This is a genomic window from Nitrososphaerota archaeon (assembly GCA_016872055.1).
GTDB lineage: Archaea > Thermoproteota > Nitrososphaeria > Nitrososphaerales > Nitrosopumilaceae > Nitrosotenuis.
In genome coordinates this window covers 1-22,998 of record VHBH01000007.1, presented here as the reverse complement: position 1 = coordinate 22,998, position 22,998 = coordinate 1, and the positions used below count along the sequence as shown (strand labels likewise).

At 41.2% G+C, this 22,998-nt stretch carries 34 protein-coding genes and 1 tRNA gene; 6 read left to right on the top strand and 29 right to left on the bottom strand.

Annotated elements, in window-relative coordinates:
* Positions 1-475 precede the first annotated feature (475 nt).
* The 20 genes from FJ354_05785 to psmA form a co-directional block, all read right to left on the bottom strand.
* Positions 476-724: a hypothetical protein gene (locus tag FJ354_05785; protein ID MBM3906171.1), complete on the bottom strand. Its 249-nt coding sequence runs from the start codon at positions 722-724 to the stop codon at positions 476-478.
* Between the two features lie 200 nt (positions 725-924).
* Positions 925-1,001, bottom strand: a tRNA-Asn gene (locus FJ354_05780).
* A 63-nt stretch (positions 1,002-1,064) separates the two neighbouring features.
* Positions 1,065-1,622 carry a 50S ribosomal protein L6 gene (locus FJ354_05775; protein MBM3906170.1) on the bottom strand — a complete coding sequence of 186 codons (558 nt, stop codon included), beginning with the start codon at positions 1,620-1,622 and terminating at the stop codon, positions 1,065-1,067.
* The gene (locus tag FJ354_05770) at positions 1,612-2,004 is read right to left on the bottom strand and encodes a 30S ribosomal protein S8 (protein ID MBM3906169.1); all 393 of its coding nucleotides are present in this window, start codon (positions 2,002-2,004) and stop codon (positions 1,612-1,614) included. The genes FJ354_05775 and FJ354_05770 overlap by 11 nt, the downstream gene beginning before the upstream one ends.
* 7 nt (positions 2,005-2,011) lie before the next feature.
* Positions 2,012-2,188, bottom strand: a complete 177-nt coding sequence (locus tag FJ354_05765; GenBank protein MBM3906168.1) for a 30S ribosomal protein S14 — start codon at positions 2,186-2,188, stop codon at positions 2,012-2,014.
* Positions 2,185-2,706, bottom strand: a complete 522-nt coding sequence (locus FJ354_05760) for a 50S ribosomal protein L5 (protein MBM3906167.1) — start codon at positions 2,704-2,706, stop codon at positions 2,185-2,187. The genes FJ354_05765 and FJ354_05760 overlap by 4 nt, the downstream gene beginning before the upstream one ends.
* Positions 2,707-2,708: 2 nt before the next feature.
* The gene (locus tag FJ354_05755) at positions 2,709-3,425 is read right to left on the bottom strand and encodes a 30S ribosomal protein S4e (protein MBM3906166.1); all 717 of its coding nucleotides are present in this window, start codon (positions 3,423-3,425) and stop codon (positions 2,709-2,711) included.
* On the bottom strand, positions 3,426-3,884 hold the full coding sequence (gene rplX, locus FJ354_05750; protein ID MBM3906165.1) for a 50S ribosomal protein L24: 459 nt from the start codon (positions 3,882-3,884) through the stop codon (positions 3,426-3,428). It abuts the gene before it with no gap.
* A 4-nt stretch (positions 3,885-3,888) separates the two neighbouring features.
* The gene (locus FJ354_05745; protein ID MBM3906164.1) at positions 3,889-4,326 is read right to left on the bottom strand and encodes a 50S ribosomal protein L14; all 438 of its coding nucleotides are present in this window, start codon (positions 4,324-4,326) and stop codon (positions 3,889-3,891) included.
* A 1-nt stretch (position 4,327) separates the two neighbouring features.
* Positions 4,328-4,627, bottom strand: coding sequence for a 30S ribosomal protein S17 (gene rpsQ, locus FJ354_05740; protein ID MBM3906163.1), 300 nt, complete (start codon positions 4,625-4,627; stop codon positions 4,328-4,330).
* Complete coding sequence (locus FJ354_05735; GenBank protein MBM3906162.1) at positions 4,624-4,869, bottom strand: ribonuclease P protein subunit; 246 nt, start codon at positions 4,867-4,869, stop codon at positions 4,624-4,626. Before FJ354_05735 ends, rpsQ begins: the two co-directional genes overlap by 4 nt.
* Positions 4,866-5,069 (bottom strand): 50S ribosomal protein L29, encoded by a 204-nt coding sequence (gene rpmC, locus FJ354_05730; protein MBM3906161.1) that lies wholly within the window; start codon positions 5,067-5,069, stop codon positions 4,866-4,868. The genes FJ354_05735 and rpmC overlap by 4 nt, the downstream gene beginning before the upstream one ends.
* A gap of 1 nt (position 5,070) precedes the next feature.
* Complete coding sequence (locus FJ354_05725; GenBank protein ID MBM3906160.1) at positions 5,071-5,808, bottom strand: 30S ribosomal protein S3; 738 nt, start codon at positions 5,806-5,808, stop codon at positions 5,071-5,073.
* A gap of 4 nt (positions 5,809-5,812) precedes the next feature.
* Positions 5,813-6,271 carry a 50S ribosomal protein L22 gene (locus tag FJ354_05720; protein MBM3906159.1) on the bottom strand — a complete coding sequence of 153 codons (459 nt, stop codon included), beginning with the start codon at positions 6,269-6,271 and terminating at the stop codon, positions 5,813-5,815.
* A gap of 5 nt (positions 6,272-6,276) precedes the next feature.
* Entirely contained in the window at positions 6,277-6,672 is a 396-nt protein-coding gene (locus FJ354_05715) for a 30S ribosomal protein S19 (GenBank protein MBM3906158.1), read from the bottom strand.
* 38 nt (positions 6,673-6,710) lie between these two features.
* Positions 6,711-6,977, bottom strand: a complete 267-nt coding sequence (locus FJ354_05710) for a 50S ribosomal protein L23 (GenBank protein ID MBM3906157.1) — start codon at positions 6,975-6,977, stop codon at positions 6,711-6,713.
* Positions 6,974-7,783 (bottom strand): 50S ribosomal protein L4, encoded by an 810-nt coding sequence (locus FJ354_05705; protein ID MBM3906156.1) that lies wholly within the window; start codon positions 7,781-7,783, stop codon positions 6,974-6,976. Before FJ354_05705 ends, FJ354_05710 begins: the two co-directional genes overlap by 4 nt.
* The gene (locus tag FJ354_05700; GenBank protein ID MBM3906155.1) at positions 7,780-8,772 is read right to left on the bottom strand and encodes a 50S ribosomal protein L3; all 993 of its coding nucleotides are present in this window, start codon (positions 8,770-8,772) and stop codon (positions 7,780-7,782) included. Before FJ354_05700 ends, FJ354_05705 begins: the two co-directional genes overlap by 4 nt.
* Before the next feature lie 179 nt (positions 8,773-8,951).
* Positions 8,952-9,764, bottom strand: coding sequence for a hypothetical protein (locus FJ354_05695; protein MBM3906154.1), 813 nt, complete (start codon positions 9,762-9,764; stop codon positions 8,952-8,954).
* A gap of 7 nt (positions 9,765-9,771) precedes the next feature.
* Positions 9,772-10,509 (bottom strand): archaeal proteasome endopeptidase complex subunit alpha, encoded by a 738-nt coding sequence (gene psmA / locus FJ354_05690; protein MBM3906153.1) that lies wholly within the window; start codon positions 10,507-10,509, stop codon positions 9,772-9,774.
* A 52-nt stretch (positions 10,510-10,561) separates the two neighbouring features.
* Between psmA and FJ354_05685 the strand changes: the two genes are divergently transcribed.
* The gene (locus tag FJ354_05685; protein MBM3906152.1) at positions 10,562-10,978 is read left to right on the top strand and encodes a DUF371 domain-containing protein; all 417 of its coding nucleotides are present in this window, start codon (positions 10,562-10,564) and stop codon (positions 10,976-10,978) included.
* Here FJ354_05685 and FJ354_05680 read toward each other — a convergent pair.
* Together FJ354_05680 and purC are read right to left on the bottom strand one after the other, a co-directional pair.
* The gene (locus FJ354_05680; protein ID MBM3906151.1) at positions 10,971-11,489 is read right to left on the bottom strand and encodes a winged helix-turn-helix transcriptional regulator; all 519 of its coding nucleotides are present in this window, start codon (positions 11,487-11,489) and stop codon (positions 10,971-10,973) included. The two genes, FJ354_05685 and FJ354_05680, sit on opposite strands and share 8 nt — an antisense overlap.
* A gap of 304 nt (positions 11,490-11,793) precedes the next feature.
* Positions 11,794-12,618 (bottom strand): phosphoribosylaminoimidazolesuccinocarboxamide synthase, encoded by an 825-nt coding sequence (gene purC / locus FJ354_05675; GenBank protein ID MBM3906150.1) that lies wholly within the window; start codon positions 12,616-12,618, stop codon positions 11,794-11,796.
* 115 nt (positions 12,619-12,733) lie between these two features.
* On the opposite strand from purC, the gene FJ354_05670 reads away from it, so the two are divergent.
* A complete protein-coding gene (locus FJ354_05670; protein MBM3906149.1) occupies positions 12,734-13,981 on the top strand; it encodes a hypothetical protein in 1,248 nt (415 codons plus the stop codon).
* On the opposite strand, the gene FJ354_05665 is transcribed toward FJ354_05670, so the two are convergent.
* Positions 13,974-15,383: a glycosyltransferase gene (locus FJ354_05665; protein MBM3906148.1), complete on the bottom strand. Its 1,410-nt coding sequence runs from the start codon at positions 15,381-15,383 to the stop codon at positions 13,974-13,976. The genes FJ354_05670 and FJ354_05665 overlap by 8 nt on opposite strands.
* Before the next feature lie 110 nt (positions 15,384-15,493).
* Between FJ354_05665 and FJ354_05660 the strand changes: the two genes are divergently transcribed.
* Positions 15,494-15,700: a hypothetical protein gene (locus tag FJ354_05660; GenBank protein ID MBM3906147.1), complete on the top strand. Its 207-nt coding sequence runs from the start codon at positions 15,494-15,496 to the stop codon at positions 15,698-15,700.
* Here the strand turns inward: FJ354_05660 and FJ354_05655 are convergent.
* The 5 genes from FJ354_05655 to purQ are packed head-to-tail and all read right to left on the bottom strand — an operon-like array spanning position 15,697 to position 20,631.
* Positions 15,697-16,062 (bottom strand): hypothetical protein, encoded by a 366-nt coding sequence (locus tag FJ354_05655; GenBank protein ID MBM3906146.1) that lies wholly within the window; start codon positions 16,060-16,062, stop codon positions 15,697-15,699. The genes FJ354_05660 and FJ354_05655 overlap by 4 nt on opposite strands.
* A 52-nt stretch (positions 16,063-16,114) precedes the next feature.
* On the bottom strand, positions 16,115-16,360 hold the full coding sequence (locus FJ354_05650) for an Lrp/AsnC family transcriptional regulator (protein ID MBM3906145.1): 246 nt from the start codon (positions 16,358-16,360) through the stop codon (positions 16,115-16,117).
* Positions 16,360-17,796, bottom strand: coding sequence for an amidophosphoribosyltransferase (gene purF, locus FJ354_05645; protein MBM3906144.1), 1,437 nt, complete (start codon positions 17,794-17,796; stop codon positions 16,360-16,362). Before purF ends, FJ354_05650 begins: the two co-directional genes overlap by 1 nt.
* The gene (purL, locus tag FJ354_05640) at positions 17,789-19,954 is read right to left on the bottom strand and encodes a phosphoribosylformylglycinamidine synthase subunit PurL (protein MBM3906143.1); all 2,166 of its coding nucleotides are present in this window, start codon (positions 19,952-19,954) and stop codon (positions 17,789-17,791) included. Before purL ends, purF begins: the two co-directional genes overlap by 8 nt.
* Positions 19,951-20,631, bottom strand: coding sequence for a phosphoribosylformylglycinamidine synthase subunit PurQ (purQ, locus tag FJ354_05635; protein ID MBM3906142.1), 681 nt, complete (start codon positions 20,629-20,631; stop codon positions 19,951-19,953). Before purQ ends, purL begins: the two co-directional genes overlap by 4 nt.
* A 131-nt stretch (positions 20,632-20,762) precedes the next feature.
* Here purQ and FJ354_05630 point away from each other — a divergent pair, with 131 nt between their 5' ends.
* The gene (locus tag FJ354_05630) at positions 20,763-21,179 is read left to right on the top strand and encodes a CBS domain-containing protein (GenBank protein ID MBM3906141.1); all 417 of its coding nucleotides are present in this window, start codon (positions 20,763-20,765) and stop codon (positions 21,177-21,179) included.
* On the opposite strand, the gene purS is transcribed toward FJ354_05630, so the two are convergent.
* Positions 21,176-21,436, bottom strand: coding sequence for a phosphoribosylformylglycinamidine synthase subunit PurS (gene purS / locus FJ354_05625; GenBank protein MBM3906140.1), 261 nt, complete (start codon positions 21,434-21,436; stop codon positions 21,176-21,178). The genes FJ354_05630 and purS overlap by 4 nt on opposite strands.
* A 33-nt stretch (positions 21,437-21,469) precedes the next feature.
* On the opposite strand from purS, the gene FJ354_05620 reads away from it, so the two are divergent.
* Positions 21,470-21,988 carry a hypothetical protein gene (locus FJ354_05620; GenBank protein MBM3906139.1) on the top strand — a complete coding sequence of 173 codons (519 nt, stop codon included), beginning with the start codon at positions 21,470-21,472 and terminating at the stop codon, positions 21,986-21,988.
* Between the two features lie 36 nt (positions 21,989-22,024).
* The gene (gene tatC / locus FJ354_05615) at positions 22,025-22,816 is read left to right on the top strand and encodes a twin-arginine translocase subunit TatC (GenBank protein ID MBM3906138.1); all 792 of its coding nucleotides are present in this window, start codon (positions 22,025-22,027) and stop codon (positions 22,814-22,816) included.
* The last annotated feature ends 182 nt before the right edge of the window (positions 22,817-22,998 follow it).

The window sequence follows — 22,998 nt, the reverse complement described above, 5'->3', positions numbered from 1 at the left end:
AAATCACTTTATTTTATAAAATCATTCGTAAATGCTAAACCCCCCAGTATTGTGGCCTAGTTTACTCATGTGGTGATTTTTCCAAAAACGCCCAAAAACAGTGGGGGTTTAACGTTTGTGCGTAACTAATGCGGCCAAGCCCCAAAACACCCCCATTGCCCAGCTAGGGACCTGGCAATTATTTTTGATATGGGTAAAAGCTAAACCCCCGATTTTTGGCAATTTTTTGCCATTTTTTGGAGCAGTTTTTGATACCAAGTTTTGATTTTTTTCATATCCCTAAATGGAGCTAATTGGTGGCTTTATGAAAAAATGCCATCATTTTTTAATTCGCTAAAATTGAAAATAATGGTAAATTTTTGGGAAAATACCCATAGACAACTTTGGAATTATACCTACCAACACGGCAGAATTAGGCAGTTTTCCGCGTATTTCTGTATAGTTATAATTTAAGACCGACAATACTGGGCTGAAACTAGTTTGTCAGGGTGATCTTTTCTCGGTTTTCTATGATTTCAACTTCAATTGTTTCTAGTGGGTCTTCTACCTGATTTCGCCTAATTGATAGCAACTTTGGTTTCTCAAAGTCAACAGTACAATCAGGGCATGCATACACTAGTACCCTATGCTCGTTTGGTGCCTTTGGGTTTGACAATCTGGGGTAATAGGTCAGTCTGCCACCGCAATCAATACAATAACGGTTGGCCCTTCTAGTTCTGGCCATTGTAAACCTCCTGCATTATTGGGTATCTGCGATCAGATATTAGATCGGTTCGGTCTAAATGTGTAAACCAGTACGGTTGCAACGATCAATGTTTCAAAACTCGAATTTAGAAATATCATTTATACAATATGTGCTGATATGATTGAAAGAGTCACCACTAACAAAAATAAATGTTTCAGAATTCGAATTTAGAAATATAATGGCGCCGCCCGTCAGACTTGAACTGACGACCCCCTGATTAACAGTCAGGCGCTCTACCACGCTGAGCTAGGGCGGCACGAAGAATGTGCTTGACGCATGCGATTTAATTCTTACGAGTATTGATTGTAAAATGAGAAAATTATTTTTCTATGCCTTTTGCCTTGTGGTACTGGTATACACCGTCTAGGAACACTCGATGATCCTTGTTTTTGACTTTGGTCACTGCCTCGATTTCTGCAGCAGTCTGTGTGACGTCATTTAACACTGAGCCTGTAATTGTAATGTCATCGCCTTTTGATACCACCTTTGTTGCACCGTGGATTTTTGCCACGCGTGGTGCCCGCTCACCTTGGAAGTTCTCAATTAGTACAAGCTTGTCCTTTGTTTTTACCGTAATTGGAAAGTGTGCATATACAATTTTCATCTTTATGGTGTAGCCGTTGATTACGCCGTCGCAGAGGTTTCTGACGAGTGACAGTGCGGTGTTTGCAATTGCATAGTATTTTTTTCTACTATTGATTGCCTTGATTGATACCTTGCCGTCGGAGACTGACATTTCGACTGGGATTTTCTTGAAATTCTTGTAAACTTTGCCTAGTGGTCCTTCGACTAGTAGCATGTGTTTGTTTAGCGTGACTTTGACTTTTTGAGGTACTTCAAATATGGTTTGGAAAATTTCCTCTTGTTTAGTAGACATATCCTATTAGAAATCCTCCAATTCCCTTGTTTTGTGCATCATGGTGAGACATAATTCCCTGGTTTGTAGTTACTACTAGCATTCCACGGTTGTATGCCGGCAGGTATTGTTGCTCCCACTCGTTGAACTCGCCTTTTTTTACCTTGAATCTGGGCGTGATTGCGCCGCATTTTGTGATATGTGCTATTAACTGAATCTTGAATTTGCCGCCTCGCTTGTCTTCGACATGCTCAAATTCGCCGATATAGTTGTGTTTTTGCAGAGTTTTGAGTACCTCGATTCCTAGCTTTGAGGTTGGTAGTATGACGCATTCGTTTCGTCGTCTTGCCTCGTTATTGTATAAAGTATTAAATAAATTTGAAAGAATGTTCGTTGCTGGCATTATTTGATCACCGATATTTGTAAAAGCCCAGCGAGTTTCCTACTTCTCTGAAGCAACGTCTGCAGATCATAAGGTTGTATTTTTGTATGACTGCAGTGTAATCGCCACATCGCTTGCACCAGCGTGAGCCTTTTCCGAATTCGTGCTTGTGTCTTCCTGTATACTCGTATGATCTGTCCTTCATATGATAATCACTCCAAACTCCCTAGTTAAGAATTGTTGGGCCTCTTCTCTTGAGATTCTGTGTTCGTGTCCAACTGAGGCCTTGTGTCTGCTTCTAAGCCTAATGCTAAAGCCTGGTCTTGTTATTGTAACTGCCACTTCCATTCCTAGTATTCCTATTTGTGGATCGTACTTTATTCCCGGAATGTCGATGTGTTCTTTGATTCCAAAGGAAACGTTACCGAAATTATCAAAGGATCTTCCCTTTAGTCGATTTCCTACTGCCTCTAGCAGTCGCTTTAGCAGCTTGGTTGCGTCTTCGTCACGTACTGTTACAGCGACTCCGATTGGTTCTCCCTTTCTAACTCCCCAGTCTCGTTGCGTGCCCTTGGCGTCTCGAGCGCAGGATTTTTTTCCAGAGATTTGATCTAGTGCTTTTTTTGCAACTTCGATTGCGTCTCCGGACTTGCCTACGCCCATGTTGAGAACTACTTTTTCTAGTCGAATTGTTTTCATTTCGTTTTGTGTTGCCGACATGATTATCACGCTATTTGGATTACTGGCTCCTTTTTGCCAACCACCATTACAAGATCTGATGGGATTTCGATTTCACGCTTACCTAATGACAATAATGCTCGTTTTGGAAGAACGAATGTTCCTTCCTTGATTTCTTTCACATCTGCTAGCTGTCCTGCGTTTACTCCTTTTGTTACGAGTACCTTGGCACCTTTTTCCAGTGGAAGTACCTCGTTGATTTTTTGTTCCGGTACCTGCATGAGACATGAATCTCCAACATTTACCTTTGTGTCAGAGAGCAGTGAGCGACCATCATGGAATCCTAGCTGGGTTTTGCCCTTTCGGATTGTGGTCTTGCTTGTGACCTTGACTAGCTTGACTGATTTTTCTGATGACTTGATCTTGATTGGTTCTAGTATGTGTCCTTGCTTTGGAACCAGTCTGTAAATGTCCTGGACTCCTACCAACTCTACAACATCCATTAGTCCGATTCCGTGGTGGACTGACTTTCTTTTTACTCCGTCAACTGAAACTTTGCCGTTGTATATGGCATATTCCGCCTCTCTTGCTGTTGTTACGAGTTTTAGTGTATCTCTTAGGAAGACTGCGCTAGGAATTGAGAAATTCTTTGAATGTGGTCCTGGTCGTACCGTTGTTACAAATCTTGGACTCTTTCTGGTTATACCCCAAAACATTGGAGCCATTTGTCTTTTGAGTTTCTTACTTCCTGCTATTCGTGGCATTTACTTACTCTCCTTTTTTGGTTTGGCCGCTTTTGTTTCTTTGTCTTTATTTGCTTCTTTTTTTGGCGCTGGTTTTGGAGCTGCTGGCTTTGCCTCCTTTGCTGGTTTAGTGGATTTGCCTTCCAGCTTTGCTACTCGCCACTTGTCCTCGGTGTTTAGATCAGTTACTATAACATTTGATGTGTGGATGAATACGTCCAGGTTTCCGCCCTTTAGTTTTTCTTTTTTGATTCCTTCAACTGCTACTCCATTTTTCATGGAAGAAACTCGAGTTACTTTTCCAGAGACTCCTTTGAATTCCCCTCGAACCACTTTTACCGTATCGCCTTCAGTTACTCGGACGCTTCGTTTGTGGTATTTGTTTTTGAGGTCTTTTGATAGGTGTCCGCTGAGAAGCTTGCTTCTAAATGACTGAGATGCTTGGTAAATTGTCCTGTTGCGGATTGTTGTTGGCTTCATTGTGTCATACCACCATTGATGCCAGGTTTGCTACTCTTGGCCATTTCTCGGATGCTTCTGCTGCTACTGGTCCTTTGATGTCGGTTCCCTTGATTTCACCTTCTGGTGTTACAAGTACTGCGGCATTGTCCTCAAATGAGACACGGACTCCGTTTAATCTTCTAATTGGATACTTTTGTCTAATGATTACTGCACCAAAGATCTGTTTTCTGAGCTCTGCAGGTCCTTTCTTTACTACGACATTTACAAAGTCACCGACTGCCGCAGATGGATATCTGGATGTTCTTGTCTTTGCTCTCTTTACCATGATTATTTCCAAGATTTTTGCACCAGTGTTGTCTGCGCATGTGATTCTAGCGCCTAGCGGTAGTGCACGTGTCACATATGGTCGGAATTCCTGTACGCCCTTTGCCGATACTGCACGTGATTTTCCTGTAGACATTTTATGACTTGACCTCCACTACTACGAATGATACCGATTTTGCAATTGGTCTGCATTCTGCAGCAACTACAATGTCGCCTTCTTTGATTTCTTGTTTAGCTAACTTGTAAGCATGGATTGTGCTTTTGCTTCTTGCGTATCGTTTTGTCTTGGTGATGTACAGTGGGTTTTCTCGCTGGATAACTACTGTGTTTTTGTTCTTGGCGCTGACTACTTTGCCTTCGAATAGCTTGCCTCTGACGCTGAGGTGCTCGCCGTTGTCAGTTATGATTCCTTTGTAGATTTTGGGTTGTTCTGTCATGCTTTCACCTTTATTCTGTCCTCTGGTCTTTTTGCTATTAGATTGCCATTAATGACTTGATCGTTTGCAAATTTCCATGAGGTATGCTGTTTTGGAATGGTTTTTTGGCCATGGTCTGTGTTAATTGTAAAGGTTTTCTGGGTTTCAAATGTAATTTTGCCAGTTAGGCCTATCAGTGACTTGTCATTCGAGTCTACAATCTCTGTTTGTAATCCAATGAATTCAGAGCTTAATGCCATCATTGTTTTTTCATCTCGTTTATTCTTGTGAGCATTCTTGCAATTTCTTTTCGCAGTGCTCGAATTTTGCCGGATTCCTTGCGCAGAGTTCCCTTTGCAGCATCTGTTCGCATCTTTGCAAGCTCGACTCGTGATTGCTCTAGTCTTGATTTTAGATCAACTTCGTTTAGCTCTCTGATTGACTTCATCCTTAATTGGGCCATTTTACTTTAGTTTCTCCTCCACTTCTTCCATAAGATCCATTTGTTCAATCTTTTCCTGGTCGAGTTTGACTTGCTCGCTTTCTGTTCTTGCGATGCGTTCTGATTCCTCTTTTGCCAGTCTGATTTCCCGCTCTTCTTTGGTTTCTTTTTTGCCCTTTAGCTCAAATTCTGGAATGTATCTTTCCTTTCTTGCAATTCTGATTCTAACTCCGATATAGCCCATTGGGGTTGGTATTGGTGTTGTGTCTTCGTCAACTATGATACTTGCAGAGTGGCCTGCTCGTGGTAAAACACCCAAGGAGTGTTTTTCAAATGATGAACGATCGCCTCGCAATTTGCCTGAAACCGTGATTTGGACACCCATAGCACCCGCATTCATTATTTGTTGCAATGTCCACATTGTTGCTCTTCTAAATGCGGTTCCTCGCTCGATTAACTGTGCCAATCTATTGCACATGACGCTTGCGGTAAGCTCCGGCTGTAAGATTTCATTTACTGCTATTTGTGGACTTTTTAGGCCGAATCTTTTCTCCAGAGTTTCTGTTAATTCTCTGATTCCAGTTCCCTTTCTTCCAATTACGATGCCCGGTCGTGTTACGTGCAATACAACTCTGGTACCCATCGGTGTTTTAGAAATCTCAACGTGTGAGAAACCCGACTCTTTGATTGCACTTCTGAGATAATCTTTGAGAAGCATCATGTTGTAGTTGTCTTTGATTACGTTTTTGACTGCAGACATTTTTCTAAACCTCTTGAGCCACCAGCTCGACGTGTGTTAGTACATTGTTCTTTGGAGTTGCTCTACCTTGCGCTCTTGGAGTGAATCGCTTAACTAGAACGCCCTTGTGTGTATTTGCAGAAATGATTTTGAGTCTATCAAGATCCATTCCTTTGTATTCGGCATTTGCTTCCAAATTATCCAGTAATTTGATGAATTCCTCTGCAGCCTTTCTTGGGTAACGACCAGACATTACTCCAGTGTCGGAACGATGTCCTACTTCGTTTTTGTATCTTCTAAATGGGACCGCCCTTTTCAGTGAAATTACGTCTTGTAGTGCATCTCGTGCTTTTTCAATGGACATGCCCTTGATCATTTTGGCTACCTCACGTGCATGCTTGTGAGAGAATGATTTTTCTCGAATTGATGCTCGGACGTGTTTCGTCGAGTCGAAATTTTGAAATGCGTAACCATAGTCCGGCATGATAATCACTTTAATGGTACATACAAGCTGGATCTTGATGCTCCGACGCCAGGTGCGCCGTGAACGACACGCTTGTTTGTTCTAACATATTCGCCGATAAAGTGGCCAATCATTTGTGGTGTGATTGTTACTGGAATGAATTCCTTTCCAGAAAATACGTTAACTGTTACTCCGACCATGTATGGTAATACAATAAGATCTCTAATGTGTGTCTTAATTGGGTTTTTGGCCTTACCTGCCTTGCTCGCCTTGATTTCCTCAATTAGTTTTCTCTTACCGTCGGTAATTCCACGGGTAAGGGAACGCCTTGCTCTCGCTGGGAAAAGCTCGAATAATTTTTCTAGAGACATGGCTTGGAGTTGTTCCAATGGAATGCCTCTATAGTCGAATTCCTTAACCATTTATTGACACCTGTAGGTTTGAATTTTTGCGTTCCATATTATAGCATTCCTATCTTTGTTGCAAGGTCGCGTGCTTTTTCGACAGTTTCAAATTTGACAAATGCCTTTTTACCGGAAATTGTTCTTGCGGTATTGACATCAATTGCATTTTCTTCGTATAGTGTCTTGATTGCCTCTTTTATTGTGGCCTTGCTTGCGTCCTTGTCGACAATAAAGCAGATCCTGTTGTCTTTTTCAATTAGCGAGAATGTCTTTTCTGTGACATATGGTCTCAGAATTATTTTTGTTGCTTGTGTGGTATTCATCGTAGTGCCTCCATTAGTTCAAGATGGCGTGACTTTAGGTTTCCAATTTCATTTATTGCTCCCTTTGTGTATACTGTTAATCTAACAAGGCTAGAACCTGGAGCCAAGTCCAAAATTGATAGATCGCTTACTGCTCTTACGTCGACTCCCGGGAATGCACCGCATGCCTTGGATAGGGATTTTGCGTCTTTGGTTACAAAGAGAATTGATTTGCCTGTCTTTGTTTTTCTTCCCCTAATGGATGATCTGCCGGAACGTGCCTTTCTTTTTTCTAGTCGCTCAATGTCGCCAGACAATTTTAGTGCAGACATTACCTTGGAAATTTCTTTTGCTTTAGAGATCTTTTCAATGTCATCAGATACTATTACTGGGAATGACTCAATTCCGTTGATGATGTGTCCTCGTGAGGAAACCAAGTCCTTTGAAGCCGTAGCTGCAATTGCAGAACATAGCGCAAGTCGTTTTTCTTGTTTGTTTAGTTTCTTGTAGACTATTTTTTCAGATGTTGGTGGATGCGCTTGTCTTCCGCCTCTGACCATTGCGACTTTGGCAGCTTGTCCACGTCTTGGACCGCCACCACGAATTCTTGCAACTCTTGCTTGGCCGTGACCTGTTGGTGGATCGTTTGATGCCGCAACTGTGTTTTGACCAGCAGATGGCATTCTTCCCTGTCTTTGGTAGTGGTGAGAATCCAAGTTGACAAATGCTCGATGAATTAGATCCTTGTTTACCGGTGTTGAGAATACCTTTGGTAGTTCGATTTCGTCTTGCTTTGTGCCAGTCAGTGATAGTGTTTGTGTTTTCATACTACAATCTCCAATATGTTTGGCTTGAGAACTTTGTTTGGAACATTTCTTACTTGGGTTCTAAATTTTACTAGTCTTCGGTAAGTTCCAGGAACTGAACCTTTCAAAACCACAAAGTCGCCGTTGACAAACCCATAGTGTTTGAATCCACCATTTGGATTGATTTTGAAATCGTCCTTGTCTGTGTTGCTCATTATCATGATTCGTTTATTGTATTCTACTCTTTGATGGAACCCACGCTGGCCTGCGCGAGGTACAGTGTACATGATGCTAGCCGGTGAAATTGGTCCCAGTGTACCAAGAGCGCGAACTGACTTTCTTGATTTGTGCTGCTTTTTCTTGACACCCCATCTTGTGATTGGACCTTCCCATCCTTTTCCTTTGGTAATCGATGCTACATCGACGCTGGAACCAAGCTCAAAGACTTCTTCAACTTTGACTTGCTTTCCAAAGAGTGATTTTAGAAAATCAAATTGTTTTTTGATATCGCCGCCTTTTACTGCAACTTCAAAGACATATGGTTTCTTTTGTGAGATTCCTCCGTTGTTTGGCAGAACTGCGACAATTGCATATAGTTCACTCGTGCGATTTAGCATTTTTTCTGCTCGCTCTAGTGTTCCTTCTTTTGGTTTTAGTGTGAATAATCTTGAAACTTCTTTTGGCATATCAATAGAATAGACGTCAAATAATGCGTGTGCGCCATCAATGTCTTCATAATATCCGCGAATTCCAATTACAGAGATTGGCGGAGTTGCAACTACAGTACCAAGACTGACTAGTTGTTTACCATGGTTTGGTGTTTTTTCTCTATCGTCAATGCTTACAATTTGGATGCATCCGACTTTGAATCCAGCATAGCCCAAAAGCTTTGGCTGCTCAGATACAATGTCTGGCCAAGTTCTGATTCTTGCCTCCATGCTTTTAGCACGTCCTCTAGGCAAGTATGCAAGACTACCACGACGTGGTTGACTGTGTTTTCTATGACCCATGGATAATCGAAAACAATCGTTAACCCCATTATATACCTAAAGATAACAAATGTTATGGATTTGCAAGTCCACTGATCCTATACAGAATTGACATTGCACCAATTATGACCCCTGCAACTCCCAGGCCTATTGCTAGCAAAAGAAAATTCTTCTTTGCCATAGTCTAATGATTGTGTAACTTAATTTGAATGTGCCATGTTCAGAATCGACAAGATTCCGATCATGGATTCTTCCATGCGCACAGTGTCAGTTGCCTGATTTGGGAAAAAGTTGAATGTTTTTGCATTTTGGAATTGGTTTATCTTGTTACCCAAAATGTCATACAATCCTCGATCTGGTGCTCCAAAAACTGCCAACAGGGGCTTAGTAGCATGGCCGTATTCTTGGAGCTGTTTTTGTGTTATTTCTTTTCCTTTTCGTGACGTCAGAATTATGGTACCAGTCCATTCTTCAAGGATTTTGATTAGGCTTGGACGTTCTTTGACTTTGTAGCCCCAATATTGCTTGATTTCTTGCTCTGAGATTTCTTTGAATGTTATAGGATCTGTGGTTTTGATTTGGACTGTGACTCGTTTTTTGTCCCATTCTCTTCCATAATATGGAAGCATTTGGTGAATTCCAATGTCGATGAACTTTTTTCCTTTGTGAAATATGATTGCGCCTTCACGTACATCGCCCGGCTTGATGTTTTTTGGGTTCGAGGATAGTGAGTGGTGTGGGATTTGGAGAGGATGCATTATTCCTGCATATCGAAGGTCATCTATTTTCGGGAAAATTGTTTTGCGTAAATATTGTGGTGTTTCTAAATATCGCAATATTGTTGACAAGAGTAATCGGTCAGACGTGTTACCTTGGCCTTCATCATAGATGAAAATTGTTTGTACGCCAAAAATCGCACATGCTCTTGCAATTATGGAAACTTTGCGAGACTTGTCTAGCTTTGTTGATTCATCTTGAAGACAGGAATCAGGGATTGCGACAGAGATATTCAAAAAAATTCTACGCACTTGGAATTGGGAACTTTTGTTTTCCAAGCTTTGCATAATTTGCAATTTGCTCTGGAGTTACTTTTTCAAATTGTTTGGTTGATGATTTGATGAATGACATTTTGATGTGGTCTGTACCTTCTTTTTGATCACTTGCGATATAGATGCACGAAGTAGCAAGTGCAGCTGCTTCATCTAGTGAAAGCTCATGTTTGAAGTTCTTTTCAAGAAATTCATTTGTTTGCTCAGAGCCTGCACCAATTGCAATTGCATCATATGCAATGTAGGTTCCACTCGGATCAGTCAGATATAGCGAGTTACCATTAGAGTCAACACCACCAATGATTAATGCGACACCAAATGGTCTTGCTCCACCAAACTGAGTGTATTGTTGACATTGGTCGGCAAGATGTTTAGCGACTGTTTCAACATCCACGGCTTCATCATAAATTATCCTATTACTCTGTGAAAAAAATCTCGCGTTGTCTGCTTGACTTCGAGCATCCGGAATGTAGCCAGCTGCTGCAAATCCTATATGTTCATCAATTTGGAAAATTTTATGAGCTGATTCAGAGATTTGTAATTTGCGTGGTTTTTCTTCTACTGCCATTACAATTCCTTCTTTGCTTTTGATGCCAACTGCGATTGCTCCACGTCGTACTGTTTCGATTGCGTATTCTACTTGATAGAGTCGTCCATCCGGAGAAAATATTGTGATAGCTCTGTCATAGCCTTGTTGAGAAGGAAGCAATTCTGTTTTGAAATCTTTGAAAGTTTAATTTAAGTCTAGTCATGCGTGTATCGTGCGTTTTGAGATTCCATTTTCGGGGCATGAAAATGTACGGGCACTACACACAAGGACAATAGAGATCACAACAGAGCCCGATCTGACTCTACAAGGAGACTGTATAGTGGGAGTCGGTGCGGATCACGGTTGTGTGAGCATACCAGAAAAGCTAAAACAAAAACTCCGCCGATCTGAATCAAAGATAACAATTACAATTCAGGTTGATCGTGAAGAGTTTGTCATTGAGGGTAAAGGTCATGAAGATCTCAGACTGGAAAATCCCCACGATATTGTGATTAGGAAAAGTAATTTTCTTTGTCCGCGTACCTTGGCAATTGGATGCGACAAGGCATCTGATGACATTCCAAGAAAAATGATAAAAAAATTACAAAATCCTAAAACAAAAGGATTGTTTGTAATCGAAGTTATTTGATCTTTTTTTGTCCGACAAGGTCCTTATTTTCAAGAACATTTGCCATAGCCCGATTCACAATTTCGGTGAGGACAAATTCATTGTAAGCAGATTCTGACTTTTTTTGGAGTGCTGGCTTTTTTGCAATGCCTTCAAGAATTTTTTCAATTTTTGCAGATGTTGTTTTTATCATCGAAGAGTATTTCGAATCAAAATCTTTTGATGAAGAATTTGAGAATAGTTTGATTGACGTGCCATAGAATTTTGCAATGGCTCCCCTAACTTCCTCAATTTTCACTATCTCGATTAAGCCTGCTTCTTTGAGAATGTCTAAGTGATGTCGGATTGTTGTGATTGCTTTGTTGTGTCCATTTTTTTGAAGTTCCTTTGCGATTTGTTCCGTTGTTAGTTGTTTGTGATATAGCATTTCTACTATCTTCACTCTAGCTGGATCTTCTAGTGCTTTTGCGTGTTCAACTGAAATACTTACTACTCGGTTGACCTTGATTGATTTTTCTAATAATGTTGACATGATACTTGCATCTGAGGCGTTTAGCTAAAAGATCCTAGTATCACATTTTTTTGTCCAATCGCATTAACTTTTTTACACTACGAAAAATCTTGTAGTGAAATCAAAAATACTGCTTTTGCTACGAGAAACATAGTTGCAATACAATAACTTTGGTAATGATGTCATAATTCTAGTATCAAAACTAGTAATTTGAGAAAATTCAAAAATTTGGAAGCTGTGGAAACTTTCGTTCCAAAATGAATGTGAGGATGGCGTCAGGACGGTCGGCACAGCTCTAATTCGAGTTGAAAATAATGTTTTATGTCTAGAAAGGATTGCCAGAAATTAGTTTGTAGGAATCTACGTATCGGCTTGACATTTTTTGTATAATCTCAGATGGTATTGAAGGCGCTACTGGTTCTTTGCCTTCCTTTCTTGCATCATCAAATTGTTTTTGATACCCATTCGCCGTAAGCCAGTCACGCAGAATTTGTTTGTCGTAAGACTCTTGTATCTTACCTACAGCATACGTCTCCTTTGGCCACATTCGGTATTCATCTGGACCTATTGAATCACCAAGTGTGATTACTCCGTCAAGCTTACCAAATTCTAATTTGAGATCTGCCAGTATGAATCCTGCAGCATCTGCCATCTTGTACATCTCGCCATAGATTTCAAGGGATTTGGATTCTAGGAAATTATATTCGTCTTCTGTTACTAGTCTTCGTTCTAACGCAATCTTTTTGTTGATTGGTTCATCATGCTCTGATTTTGTGGTAGGATCAAAGATCGGCTTTGAGAGTTTGGCCGCGATTTCGGTTTTGCTCCCTTCAGGAATTATGACATCGCCTGCATTCCATCGTGAAATTAGGCTACCGTAGAAATATCCACGAACTACACATTCTACAGGGATCATTTGCATTTTTTTTACAATAATTTCATTTTTTGAAACCGATTTTACAAAGTGATTTCTGATGGGCAGTTTTCCAAACCAGAATTCCGCAAATTTTGTTAGAGCTTCGCCTTTGCGCGGTATTGGATCATGAAACTTGACATCATATGCAGATACGCGATCGCTGAACTTGAAAAGCAGAGTCCCATCCTCCATGTCATAGACATCTTTTACCTTGCCAGAACCTATGAATTTCAATTTGTACCCCAAATCCAAAGCAAAACCAGTCGTTATAACAATTTTTGAGTTGATTTTTAATTATGATGTGGTTAGAGATAACATGAGGATTCTTCTTTTAGCTCTGTGTGTCTCCATGTCATTTTTGCCTGCCTTTGCAAGTCATACTGGAAATGATGAATCTTCTGGTCCGGTCATATATGATAAAGGTCTCACAGTGGAACGTTTCGTCAAAGAAGGCATTCCCAATAGCCCAACTACGATGGCCTTCATTGGGGAGGACTTGCTGGTATTGGAGCGATATAGCGGACTAGTCAGATTGGTACGAGATGGTCAGCTAATTCCGTCGCCTGTCCTAGATGTTTCCGTTGCAAAAGACGGGGAGCGAGGAATGCTAGGTATCACCACAATAGAGAACGATGTTTATCTTTATTTTACAGCGGCAGATTTTGACGCAGGTAAAGCAATAGAAAACAGAATTGTCAAGTATACTTGGAACGGAGATAGTTTAGTTGACCCCGTATTACTAAAGACGTTACCAAGTGATAATTTCTATCATAATGGTGGCGCAATGACAAACACCAATGGCCAAGTCTATGCAGTGATTGGAGATAATGGAAACTATGGTTTGCTGCAGAATAGGCCTCATGAATGGAAAAATGATACCAGTGTGATTTTACGAGTCGACCCGCCTGGACCATACTATGCAATTGGAATTAGAAACAGCTTTGGCCTTGCAATTGATCCTGTCAATGGTAATCTATGGGATACTGAAAATGGACCTGACGAATACGACGAGATCAATTTTGTGCCAGAGAACTTTAACAGTGGTTGGATTGAGATCATGGGTATCACAGATAATCAGACCAAAATAGACTCGTTATCAAAATATGGAGGTTATGTGTACAGCAATCCAGAATTTAGCTGGCAGAAAACCGTCTCTCCTACAGCAATTGAATTTGGTAGTAAGGAACTTGGACAAGACAATAAGGTCTTTGTAGTTGACTGCAACACGGGGAATCTCTACAGATTTACCCTCAATCCAGATAGAACCGGTTTTGTTTTTGAATCGCCTGATCTTCAAGACTTGGTGCTAAATGTTGACGATTCACCAGATGAAATCATAGTTGGGAGTGGATTTGGCTGTTCGACTGATATTGAACTGGGTCCTGATGGATTTTTGTATATTTTGTCATTGTCACAAGGCGTGATTTACAGAATAGTCCCTACAGCGTCAGGCGAGCAACCAATTCCAGATACGCCAAAAACAGAATTCCCAATAGAGCACATCTTGACAATATCTGCAATTATTGCAACCATAATAGTGGGAATTGTCGCTGCAATGCTAGTCAGATTAATACTAAAGAAGAGAAGATCTAGTTAGAAAGATCATCAAATATTTTGATCTCTATAGTTCCGGCGTCATAGTTGTAGCCAAGACTGGAATATGGGTATTGATATACATCATAATCCGATTTTACACTTGGAAATACTGCAATGGTTTTAGTGGAATTGTACAGTTGTGACAATTCTTGGCCACGATAATAATCAAGATAAAAGTGTGGATCCGCAATTAACACAAATCTCTCAGGAGATTGCTTGAATAATACTTCTGAATAATCTAGCATGTCTTGCCCAAAGACACCATTGTATATCCACATGAACTGCGGTCCTGCAAGAACAGGTATCATATTTTCTTTCCCAAGTTTTGCGGCAAACTTGGCAGATTCGAATTGATTGTGAGTAACATCTAGGCTCAACAACATGATGTTACTTGTTAGACCAAACAGTACAGTAGCCAAGATTACAAAAATTGGAATTAATCTTTTTTGTTTCAGGTTTTGCCCAAGATTTGCAATCAATATTGATGCAGATATACAAAAAACAGGAAGGAGTATCATCCAATGAAAATATTGTGTATAACCAATCAAACTCAAAAATACAATAAACGGGATTGCCCAGAACAAGACAAACCAGTTTTTCTTAACTCCACAGTAAATAAGACCAGCAATTCCCAGTCCGAACAAGACAGGGTCTATTGCCCCAAAGGATAGCACAGTGTTGTGGATTCCAGTGTTTTGTCGCTGTGCCTGCCATAGAACTCCTTGTTGCCAATATTCAAACTGGCTAACTGCCATGCTATACACAGGCCAAATCATCGGAATTAGCAATGCTGGGATTAAAACAAATAACAAAAGTTTTTTGTTTTTGTGCATAGAATATGTTAGATACGTCACAACTGGAATCATTGTAAATGCAGGAATCTTTGTTAAAATTGCCAGCCCCAAGAAAACTCCAGAGAAAAATACTAACAGAGTTTTGCGCTCTGAGTTTTGAGATTGTAAAACAAAGAGAATTGACAGTAGTACAAATGGCAGTAATATCGAGTCGAGTAAAATTCTGCGAGTAATCCAACCAATTGGCATTACAGCAAACAATAATGAGGCAAAGATGGCTATCTTAGAATCATATCTTTTTTGTGCAATTTTGTAAATCAGAAATGTGTCAAAGACGGCAAGGAGTCCCATCACGATTCGTGGTATCAGGTATAGATTTTCTGCAGAGTCAAAAGTTGGATTTGCAGAGTCAGGATATCCAATGAGATACAAAATCGACCCAAGAAATATTTGGCCAAAAAACGGGTGATCGTAGAATTTTCCCTCTTGTGGACCTACCCCATTTATGATATTCATTGAGCGCTGCATGTAGATTCCTTCATCGTAAAATATCTCCGGGAATCCCACAGGATTCCAAAGGTGTGCGAATGCAGATACTCCTAGGATCAAGATCAGAATTAATTTTTGATTCAGAATTTTCACATTTGTGATGCTGTTAATTGGGCTTTCTCAGCTTTGCGGTACAAAAATTTATCAATGGATTTTTCCAAAGTCATACAATGCGCGACATAAATGAAATCTTGCCCAAGATCCCAAACATGAAGTGGGGTGCACTAACCAACAGATACCCTACAAACAATAATGTTAAGGAGCTTGACAAGATGCTACCTCATGATAAGAAATGGCACACAGTGTTCGATTATGAGGATCAAGTTTATGTCGACGATGTTCGAGTCTGGAAAAAGGACAAAAAGGCCTGGACTTAGCTTCCCATCATTCCAACCATTTTGGGCGGAACCCGATACTCTTTGATTATGGATATTCCATTGTCTGCAGTCACCACTACTTGTTGTAATGAGTTGTCTTCGGGCGGCGACAGAATCACCTTTTGTCCTGGCGCTAGAGTTCCCAGTGATTGAAAGTCGCCATTACCAAAGTTCACCATGATGTTAGTCAGAGGCTTAGAGCCAGTGTTTTGAATCATTACCCTGGCTGTGACAAAAAGATTTTGCGGGTCTTTGAATGGGTCTACGTCTATCTGGTAATCTTGCATAGATATGACACCTTTTGTTATGGATAGTACAGTGAGAATTCCTACTATCGCGATTACTGCAACAGCTGCAATGATAAAGAACTTGTATGTTGCCACAGCGTCATTTTAGATAAAGATGCTATTAAGACTATTTTCCGCCTTGTTCTGGAATTGTAGATAATGTCGTAGTAGATACTACATTTTGGGTCTTGCGGATTTGCTTTGTTATGATATCAGATACTGTCTTGTGGTTTAGACCTACCACTTTGACAAACAAATCGTACATTCCGTATGTACCGTGGGCTTCTTTTACTCCATCGATTTTGAGTATGTCTCGCATGACATCCATTTCGTGCGCAGGTTCACATTTTACCAAAACAAATGCAATTTCCATTATTCTCCTTTCATCTCCTCACGGGTTTTAAACTGTGGCTTTATTCCCAAGGTTTCATAGTTTCCTGTAGTGCATGTGAAGCACATCGAATCGTGTGGAATTCCTACCGCAGCCGCCAAATTTTGTGCGTCATTATACCCTAAAAAGTCCGCACCAATGTCACTCCTAATTTTCTCAATGATTTCTTGATCAGTTCTGTCTTGGTTTGCTCCAGTTGCCAGCTCGTCTTGCGATGGAAAATCAATTCCAGCATAGCATGGGTATTTGATTGGTGGGTATGTGATTAGCATGCTGATTTTTTTAGCGCCTGCACGTCTGAGTGCCTTGATGATTGCCTTGGAACTTGTACCGCGGACTAGACTATCATCAATTACCACAACGTGTTTTCCGTTTATGATTTCAGAAATCGGTATGATCCAGCGATTTATCTCCACTCGGTCTGATTGGTGTGGTTCGATGAAGCTTCGTAGTGGTCCTTTCTTACTGTACCTGTCCTTGAGTAGTCCTTCATCAAATATCAAGCCAAGTTCTTGTGCATACCCCAGTGCGGCCGGCCTTGCAGAGTCCGGAACCGGGATTACCAAATCTGCATCTTTTATTGGGAACTTTTTTGCCAGAAATTGTCCGATTCTTTTTCTTGCGACATAGATGTTTGTTCCCTCCATTTTAGACGTCGGATGTGCAAAATATGTGAATTCAAACGAGCAGTGAGAGCGCTGTTTTGCCTCTGAGAACATTTCTGTTTCCATGCCGGTCTTGCTGAATTTGAGTAATTCACCTGGAGCAACATCGCGAACCAGTTTTGCCCCTATTGCAGAGAGCGCCGATGACTCTGATGCTACAATTGAAACGCCGCCTTCTTCCTTAGATCCTAGAACCATCGGTCGGAATCCACGTGGGTCACGTGCTGCATAGACCGCATTATCATCAGATACAAAAGTAAAGCAATACGATCCTGCCATTTCGTTTTTGAGAATAGACAGTGCAGCCCCTAGTTTTCCATTTGTGGACATCAATGACACTAGGCGTTGTGCGGCAATCATGGTATCGCTGGAGTTTTGCGGGGTGAATGTACAACCACCAACCATGTTTGCTAGCTCTGCAACATTGGCAATTGTTCCATTGTGGGCAATGCAAAGATCCTTGACTTTGAGTGGTTGTGCGTTTTCTAGGCTGCTTCGTCCTACCGTAGAATATCTAACATGGCCAATCGCTGCATGTGATGTGTATTCTTCTGTTATTTTTTGAAATTCAGATGATGCCGCGGAGACTAGTCCCAATCGTTTTACTGGGGTCTTGTTTGGAACTGCAATCCCCCAAGCCTCTTGGCCACGGTGTTGTAGTGCACGCAGTGCATCAATTACCATTGGTATGACATTAGAGCCATCCCTCGAGAAAATTCCCACTACACCACAATTCTCTTTTACTTTAGGCATGAAGCACCAATTCCCTCAGTGAATTAAACCACTTTTCATGTGCCTTATCAACCCTTAGTTTGGCAACTTGATTTTTCTTGTTTGAAAATATGATTTCATTTTCCTTGAATGAGCCGATCTGAGAATGTGCTATGTTTTTCTTTTTGAGTGTAGCAAGCACTTGAGTTAGCTTTGATTGTTCCACTACAAGCAAGTATCTAGAGTGACTCTCTGAAAATAAAATCCTAGTATTGTCCAACTTTTGTTGTGGTGCTTTGTCTAGGGACACGACACATCCAATTTGGCTAGTCATGCATAACTCCGATACCGCAATTGCCAATCCGCCTTTTGCACAGTCGTGTGCGGCCTTTACTTGTCCAGATTGGATTATTGATAATACGGCCTTCATGTTTTTCTTGGATTCTGAGAGGTCGATTTTTGGTGCCCGTCCTCCAATGAAATCGTGAATAAATTCATAGTATTCAGAGCCGCCAAGCTCGTCTTTAGTTGTTCCAACCAATATCAATGCGTCATCTGGCATGATTTTTTGAGGCTTGAGAGGAGTTTTCTCAATTAATCCCAACACACCAATCAGTGGAGTCGGCTTGATTGGTCCTTGCGGAGTCTCGTTGTATAAGCTGACCTTGCCGCCTACGCATGGAATCTCAAAATGTTTACAAAATTCCGTAATTCCTTTGAGGGACTCTAAAAACGTCCAAAATATTTCTGGATTTTCAGGATTACCAAATTGTAGATGATCAACCATCCCGATTGGCTCTGCTCCAGTACACACTACATTTCTGCATGCTTCCTCAAAGCATCCCATTGCACCATGTTTTGGATCCAGATAGCAGTGTTTTGGGTTTCCATCAATTTTGACTGCGAGGTATTTTCCATTGTCCAGTCGAAGTACGGCAGCATCGGAACCAGGCTTTACCACTGTTCTAATGCCAACTTCATGATCATATTGACCATAGACCCAGATTTTACTTGCAATGTTTGGACTCGATAAAAGCGAGAGAATTGTTCTGGAGAGATCCTTTGGTGAAGTTGGTTCTTTTTTGTTTTGGAGTTGCTTTAGATATGCTGGCTCTTTTGAAGGCCTATCCAAGAGTGGAGCGTTTGCAACTATTTCTGCAGGCATTGATGCAAGAACAGATTTTGAGTTGGTTACCTTCATGATCTTATCATTAGTCACTTTGCCGACAACAGAACAGCTGACTCGGAATTTTTTGCAGATTTTTTGAAGTCTTGGGAGTCGTTTTTTGTCGGTAATTACTAACATTCGCTCCTGTGATTCTGACGTCATGATTTCCGCAGGCTTCATGTTTGGCTCACGCGTATGTACTTGATTCACGTCCAGCTCGATTCCTACTCCCATCGCATCCGCAGTCTCTGAGATTGCACATGACAGCCCTCCACCACCTAAATCCTTGATTGCTTTGATCAGCCCCTCATTTCGTGCCTCCAAAGTGGCCTCAATGATTAGTTTTTCTATGAACGGGTCTGGGATTTGCACTGCTGAGCGGTCTTCTGTTTCAAGCGAATCTGATGCAAATTGCGCGCCGCCAATTCCGTCGCGACCAGTGGAACCGCCCATCAATACCACCACATCGCCTACATTTGCGTGATTTTTTATCAGCCTCTCTTTTTTACCAAAGCCAACTGATGCAACATCTACTAGCGCATAATTAGAATAACACTTGTCAAATTCTACTTCGCCACCAACTGTTGGAATTCCTAAACAATTTCCATAGTCCGCAATTCCCGTAACTGCATTTTTGAATAGCCATCTTGCATGAGAGTCTTTTGTTATATCGCCAAATCTCAACCCGTCAAGCAATGCAATTGGTCTTGTCCCAGCTGAGAGGATATCACGAATTACTCCACCAACGCCAGTTGCAGCCCCGCCATATGGCTCTACAGCTGATGGGTGGTTGTGCGATTCTATGTGTACTGTAACTACATAGCCATCCCCAACATCCAAAACCCCAGAGTCATATCCTTTTTCATGTATTACTCGCGCTCCTTTGTTTGGGAGCATTCTCAGGTGAATTTTTGAAGACTTGTATGAGCAGTGCTCTGACCATTCTGCGGCAACAATATGTCGCTCTGTGTCGTTTGGTTGCCTGCCAATTTTTTTAGTTAGATACTCTAGTTCCTCTTTTTGCAGACTCATTTTCTGGCACCAATTGTAGCAATCAGGGATTGGAATATCATGTTAGACTGTGAGCAGTCCTTTGGGTTGATTTCAGGCTCGACTGCACGTTCTGGGTGAGGCATCATGCCCACTACATTTCCTTCCTTGTTGCATATTCCTGCAATATCAAAGACAGAATCGTTGATGTTAGAACCGTACTGGAATACAATCTGGTTGTTTTTCTTGAGTTTTTCCAGATTTTCTTTGTCTATGTAATATCGCCCTTCGCCGTTTGCAATCGGGATCGGAATTTTCTGTCCTAGCTTGAACTTTGACGTAAACGGCGTCTTGTTGTTTTTTACTATGAGCTCAGTCCACTGGCACATAAAGTTCAGAGACGTGTTCTTTAGTAAAACTCCCGGAAGCAGTTGGGATTCAACTAGAATTTGAAATCCATTGCATACACCTAAAACAGGCATGCCTTTTTCCGCCATTTTTTTAACATCAGATATGACAGGACTGTGTGCTGCAATAACTCCTGCACGCAATCTGTCGCCGTAAGAAAACCCACCCGGCAGAACTACCGCATCCAGATTCTTTGGGAGCTTGTCCTCGTGCCAGTAATATTTGACGTCTAGTTTGAAGATGTCCTGTAGCACATGGAACATGTCGCGATCGCAGTTGCTCCCCGGAAATACGATTACGCCGACCCTCACAATTCCATTGTATGTTGCGCGATTATTAAACCAAGCCAGCAACATCTGTTAAAAAACACACCACAATAGAAAACAGATGTAAAACAAAAACACCGCAAATGTTTTTTATCTAGAATTTTTTCAACGAAATTATGGCCTACATACGCGATATTATGAACAAGCACGTAGTCACAATATCCAAGGAAAAGTCCGCACTAGAAGCAGCAAAACTATTGTTGGAAAAGGATATTTCGTTTTTGGTAGTCACTGAAGGTCAAAACCCAGTAGGAATTCTTTCAGAAGCTGACTATGTCAAAAAGGTGGTTGCTTTGGACAGGCGTGCGTCCGAGGTCACAGTATCAGAGATAATGTCGCCTAAATTTCGCTGGGTGGAGCCAACGACAACAATCGAAGATGCCGTACAAAAAATGCTAAACAACAAAATTCGAAGACTGGTTGTATTAGAAGGAGAAAAGCTGGCAGGTGTCATAACTCAGACTGACCTAGCAGCCCATCTTCGAAGCAAGCTGCTCATTGAGGAAACCGTAAAATCGATTAAAACAGACTAGATTGGTTTTGCGGAAAAGGTTACCTTGCTTACCATAGGGTTGTAGATTCGCAGATCATCGCATATTTTTTTGACTGATTTTTCCGCAGATTCTTTTTTTGGTGAAGTAATTTGGAATTTGAGCATTTTGGCAGAGCGGATCTTTTTGATTGCGCCGGAGCCGCCCTTTAGGACCAGATCATTTAGAATGGTTTCCCCTTCTGGGTCGTTCATTCCAGGTTTGTTTTCTATTATTACCTGAACTTCAAAGAGAGGCAACGATTGTGCTGGGATTTTGCTGTAATATAATGAATGTGCATCAGTATTGATTTTATAGTACGTCACCAGACAAAAAGCAAATTGACTATACGCCATCGATACTGGAAGATTACATCAGATGAAATGGAAAAGGCTGACTTTGATCCAACTAAAGTCCTAAACTGGGAAATAAAGGGAATTAAAGAGCCAGAGGAAGACGCAATATTCATCGGAGTGTTCTTGTACAAGCATGGAACCCCGCGTGACTATGATTCCATTAAGGGAATCACGATGTATCATAACAATGTCAAAAAGGACACAGTAGATGAGGTTGTAAAATTTCTCAAAGACAAGTTCGGTGGTGAGCATGCAGAAAAAGGTGAGCGAATCTTTTTGACAGGCTCTAAAGAAATCTATACGTCAAAGGAAATAGGTAGCCTGGCAAAACAATTAGAGTCAAAATTTGCCCTCAAGGCGATAATATCCATCGAGTTTGCAGATATTTCTGAGGAAGAGAGAAAAAAATCAGGTCTTGCAGACGCAAAATTGTTACCAATTCCAGGCAAGCACTAGAAACCTAAATAGCGTTTTAATTGGTATTGTATCATAATGTCTGAGCTGCAAGGAATCTATGCGCACTTGGTCGAGCTAAAGTCTCGACTGATTCGAATCGTAATATCAGTTGGCGCAATCACTGGGTTTTTGTTATCATTTAGGGCAGAGTCGTTTTGGTACAACGGCGTCAAGCTGTACTATCCGCTTCCAGACCCGTTGCACAACCTGGCAGCCCAAATCACAAACCACATGAGAATGAGTCTAGTACCGGAAGGAGTACAGCTAATCCAGACAGCCCCAGGCCAGGCGTTTTATGCCCAAGTCTATGTTGCTGCTCTAGTTGGAGTTGTCTTATCAATGCCAATCATAGTCAGAGAGTTAACAAAATTTATCGCCCCTGCATTTTCTGACAAGGAAATACATTCAGTGCAAAAGGTGGCAATTCCCGCCATACTATTATTCATTGTTGGCGCAGTGTTTTCGTATTTTACAGCTATCCCGTTTATTTTGGACTTTTTGTACCAGTATGGCGAGTCTGTTGGCGCAGTCACCTTTTTGAGCATAATGGAGTTTGTGACATTTGTCTTGCAGTTCCTGTTGGCGTTTGGAGTTGCGTTTCAACTGCCGCTAATAATGTACGCCGCAACAGCGTCAGGCATTACTGACAGTAAATTTTGGCGCAACAATATCCGATACGCCATTGTCGCCCTGATAATAATCGGCGCAATAGTAACTCCCGACGGTAGCGGGATTACCATGTGGTTCATCTCTGGACCCATGATTGGGTTGTATCTGGCAGGCATGATAATCATAGAACGTCGTGAGCACAAAATTAAAAGAGGTTAACAGGGATTTAGAATCCGTAACGAATCTCAGGGCGTAGTTAGTTTTTTAGAGTCTTTTTCTTGATTGAAATAATTACAAATTAATTATATGTTGTATGTCTAGGTCTTGTTTTTCAATCGTATATGACTCCGTCAGGCATTGTGACCCATCTCAAATCCACTCCCAACAAGCTAGCCTCAGAC

Excerpts from the sequence above, each read along its gene's own strand:
- FJ354_05785 (MBM3906171.1), bottom strand. The coding sequence starts at position 724 with ATGGCCAGAACTAGAAGGGCCAACCGTTATTGTATTGATTGCGGTGGC.
- FJ354_05775 (MBM3906170.1), bottom strand. The coding sequence starts at position 1,622 with ATGTCTACTAAACAAGAGGAAATTTTCCAAACCATATTTGAAGTACCT.
- FJ354_05770 (MBM3906169.1), bottom strand. The coding sequence starts at position 2,004 with ATGCCAGCAACGAACATTCTTTCAAATTTATTTAATACTTTATACAAT.
- FJ354_05765 (MBM3906168.1), bottom strand. The coding sequence starts at position 2,188 with ATGAAGGACAGATCATACGAGTATACAGGAAGACACAAGCACGAATTC.
- FJ354_05755 (MBM3906166.1), bottom strand. The coding sequence starts at position 3,425 with ATGCCACGAATAGCAGGAAGTAAGAAACTCAAAAGACAAATGGCTCCA.
- rplX (MBM3906165.1), bottom strand. The coding sequence starts at position 3,884 with ATGAAGCCAACAACAATCCGCAACAGGACAATTTACCAAGCATCTCAG.
- FJ354_05745 (MBM3906164.1), bottom strand. The coding sequence starts at position 4,326 with ATGTCTACAGGAAAATCACGTGCAGTATCGGCAAAGGGCGTACAGGAA.
- rpsQ (MBM3906163.1), bottom strand. The coding sequence starts at position 4,627 with ATGACAGAACAACCCAAAATCTACAAAGGAATCATAACTGACAACGGC.
- FJ354_05735 (MBM3906162.1), bottom strand. The coding sequence starts at position 4,869 with ATGATGGCATTAAGCTCTGAATTCATTGGATTACAAACAGAGATTGTA.
- rpmC (MBM3906161.1), bottom strand. The coding sequence starts at position 5,069 with ATGGCCCAATTAAGGATGAAGTCAATCAGAGAGCTAAACGAAGTTGAT.
- FJ354_05725 (MBM3906160.1), bottom strand. The coding sequence starts at position 5,808 with ATGTCTGCAGTCAAAAACGTAATCAAAGACAACTACAACATGATGCTT.
- FJ354_05720 (MBM3906159.1), bottom strand. The coding sequence starts at position 6,271 with ATGCCGGACTATGGTTACGCATTTCAAAATTTCGACTCGACGAAACAC.
- FJ354_05715 (MBM3906158.1), bottom strand. The coding sequence starts at position 6,672 with ATGGTTAAGGAATTCGACTATAGAGGCATTCCATTGGAACAACTCCAA.
- FJ354_05710 (MBM3906157.1), bottom strand. The coding sequence starts at position 6,977 with ATGAATACCACACAAGCAACAAAAATAATTCTGAGACCATATGTCACA.
- FJ354_05705 (MBM3906156.1), bottom strand. The coding sequence starts at position 7,783 with ATGAAAACACAAACACTATCACTGACTGGCACAAAGCAAGACGAAATC.
- FJ354_05700 (MBM3906155.1), bottom strand. The coding sequence starts at position 8,772 with ATGGGTCATAGAAAACACAGTCAACCACGTCGTGGTAGTCTTGCATAC.
- FJ354_05680 (MBM3906151.1), bottom strand. The coding sequence starts at position 11,489 with ATGTCAACATTATTAGAAAAATCAATCAAGGTCAACCGAGTAGTAAGT.
- FJ354_05670 (MBM3906149.1), top strand. The coding sequence starts at position 12,734 with ATGTCATTTTTGCCTGCCTTTGCAAGTCATACTGGAAATGATGAATCT.
- FJ354_05660 (MBM3906147.1), top strand. The coding sequence starts at position 15,494 with ATGCGCGACATAAATGAAATCTTGCCCAAGATCCCAAACATGAAGTGG.
- FJ354_05650 (MBM3906145.1), bottom strand. The coding sequence starts at position 16,360 with ATGGAAATTGCATTTGTTTTGGTAAAATGTGAACCTGCGCACGAAATG.
- purF (MBM3906144.1), bottom strand. The coding sequence starts at position 17,796 with ATGCCTAAAGTAAAAGAGAATTGTGGTGTAGTGGGAATTTTCTCGAGG.
- purL (MBM3906143.1), bottom strand. The coding sequence starts at position 19,954 with ATGAGTCTGCAAAAAGAGGAACTAGAGTATCTAACTAAAAAAATTGGC.
- FJ354_05630 (MBM3906141.1), top strand. The coding sequence starts at position 20,763 with ATGGCCTACATACGCGATATTATGAACAAGCACGTAGTCACAATATCC.
- FJ354_05620 (MBM3906139.1), top strand. The coding sequence starts at position 21,470 with ATGTGCATCAGTATTGATTTTATAGTACGTCACCAGACAAAAAGCAAA.
- tatC (MBM3906138.1), top strand. The coding sequence starts at position 22,025 with ATGTCTGAGCTGCAAGGAATCTATGCGCACTTGGTCGAGCTAAAGTCT.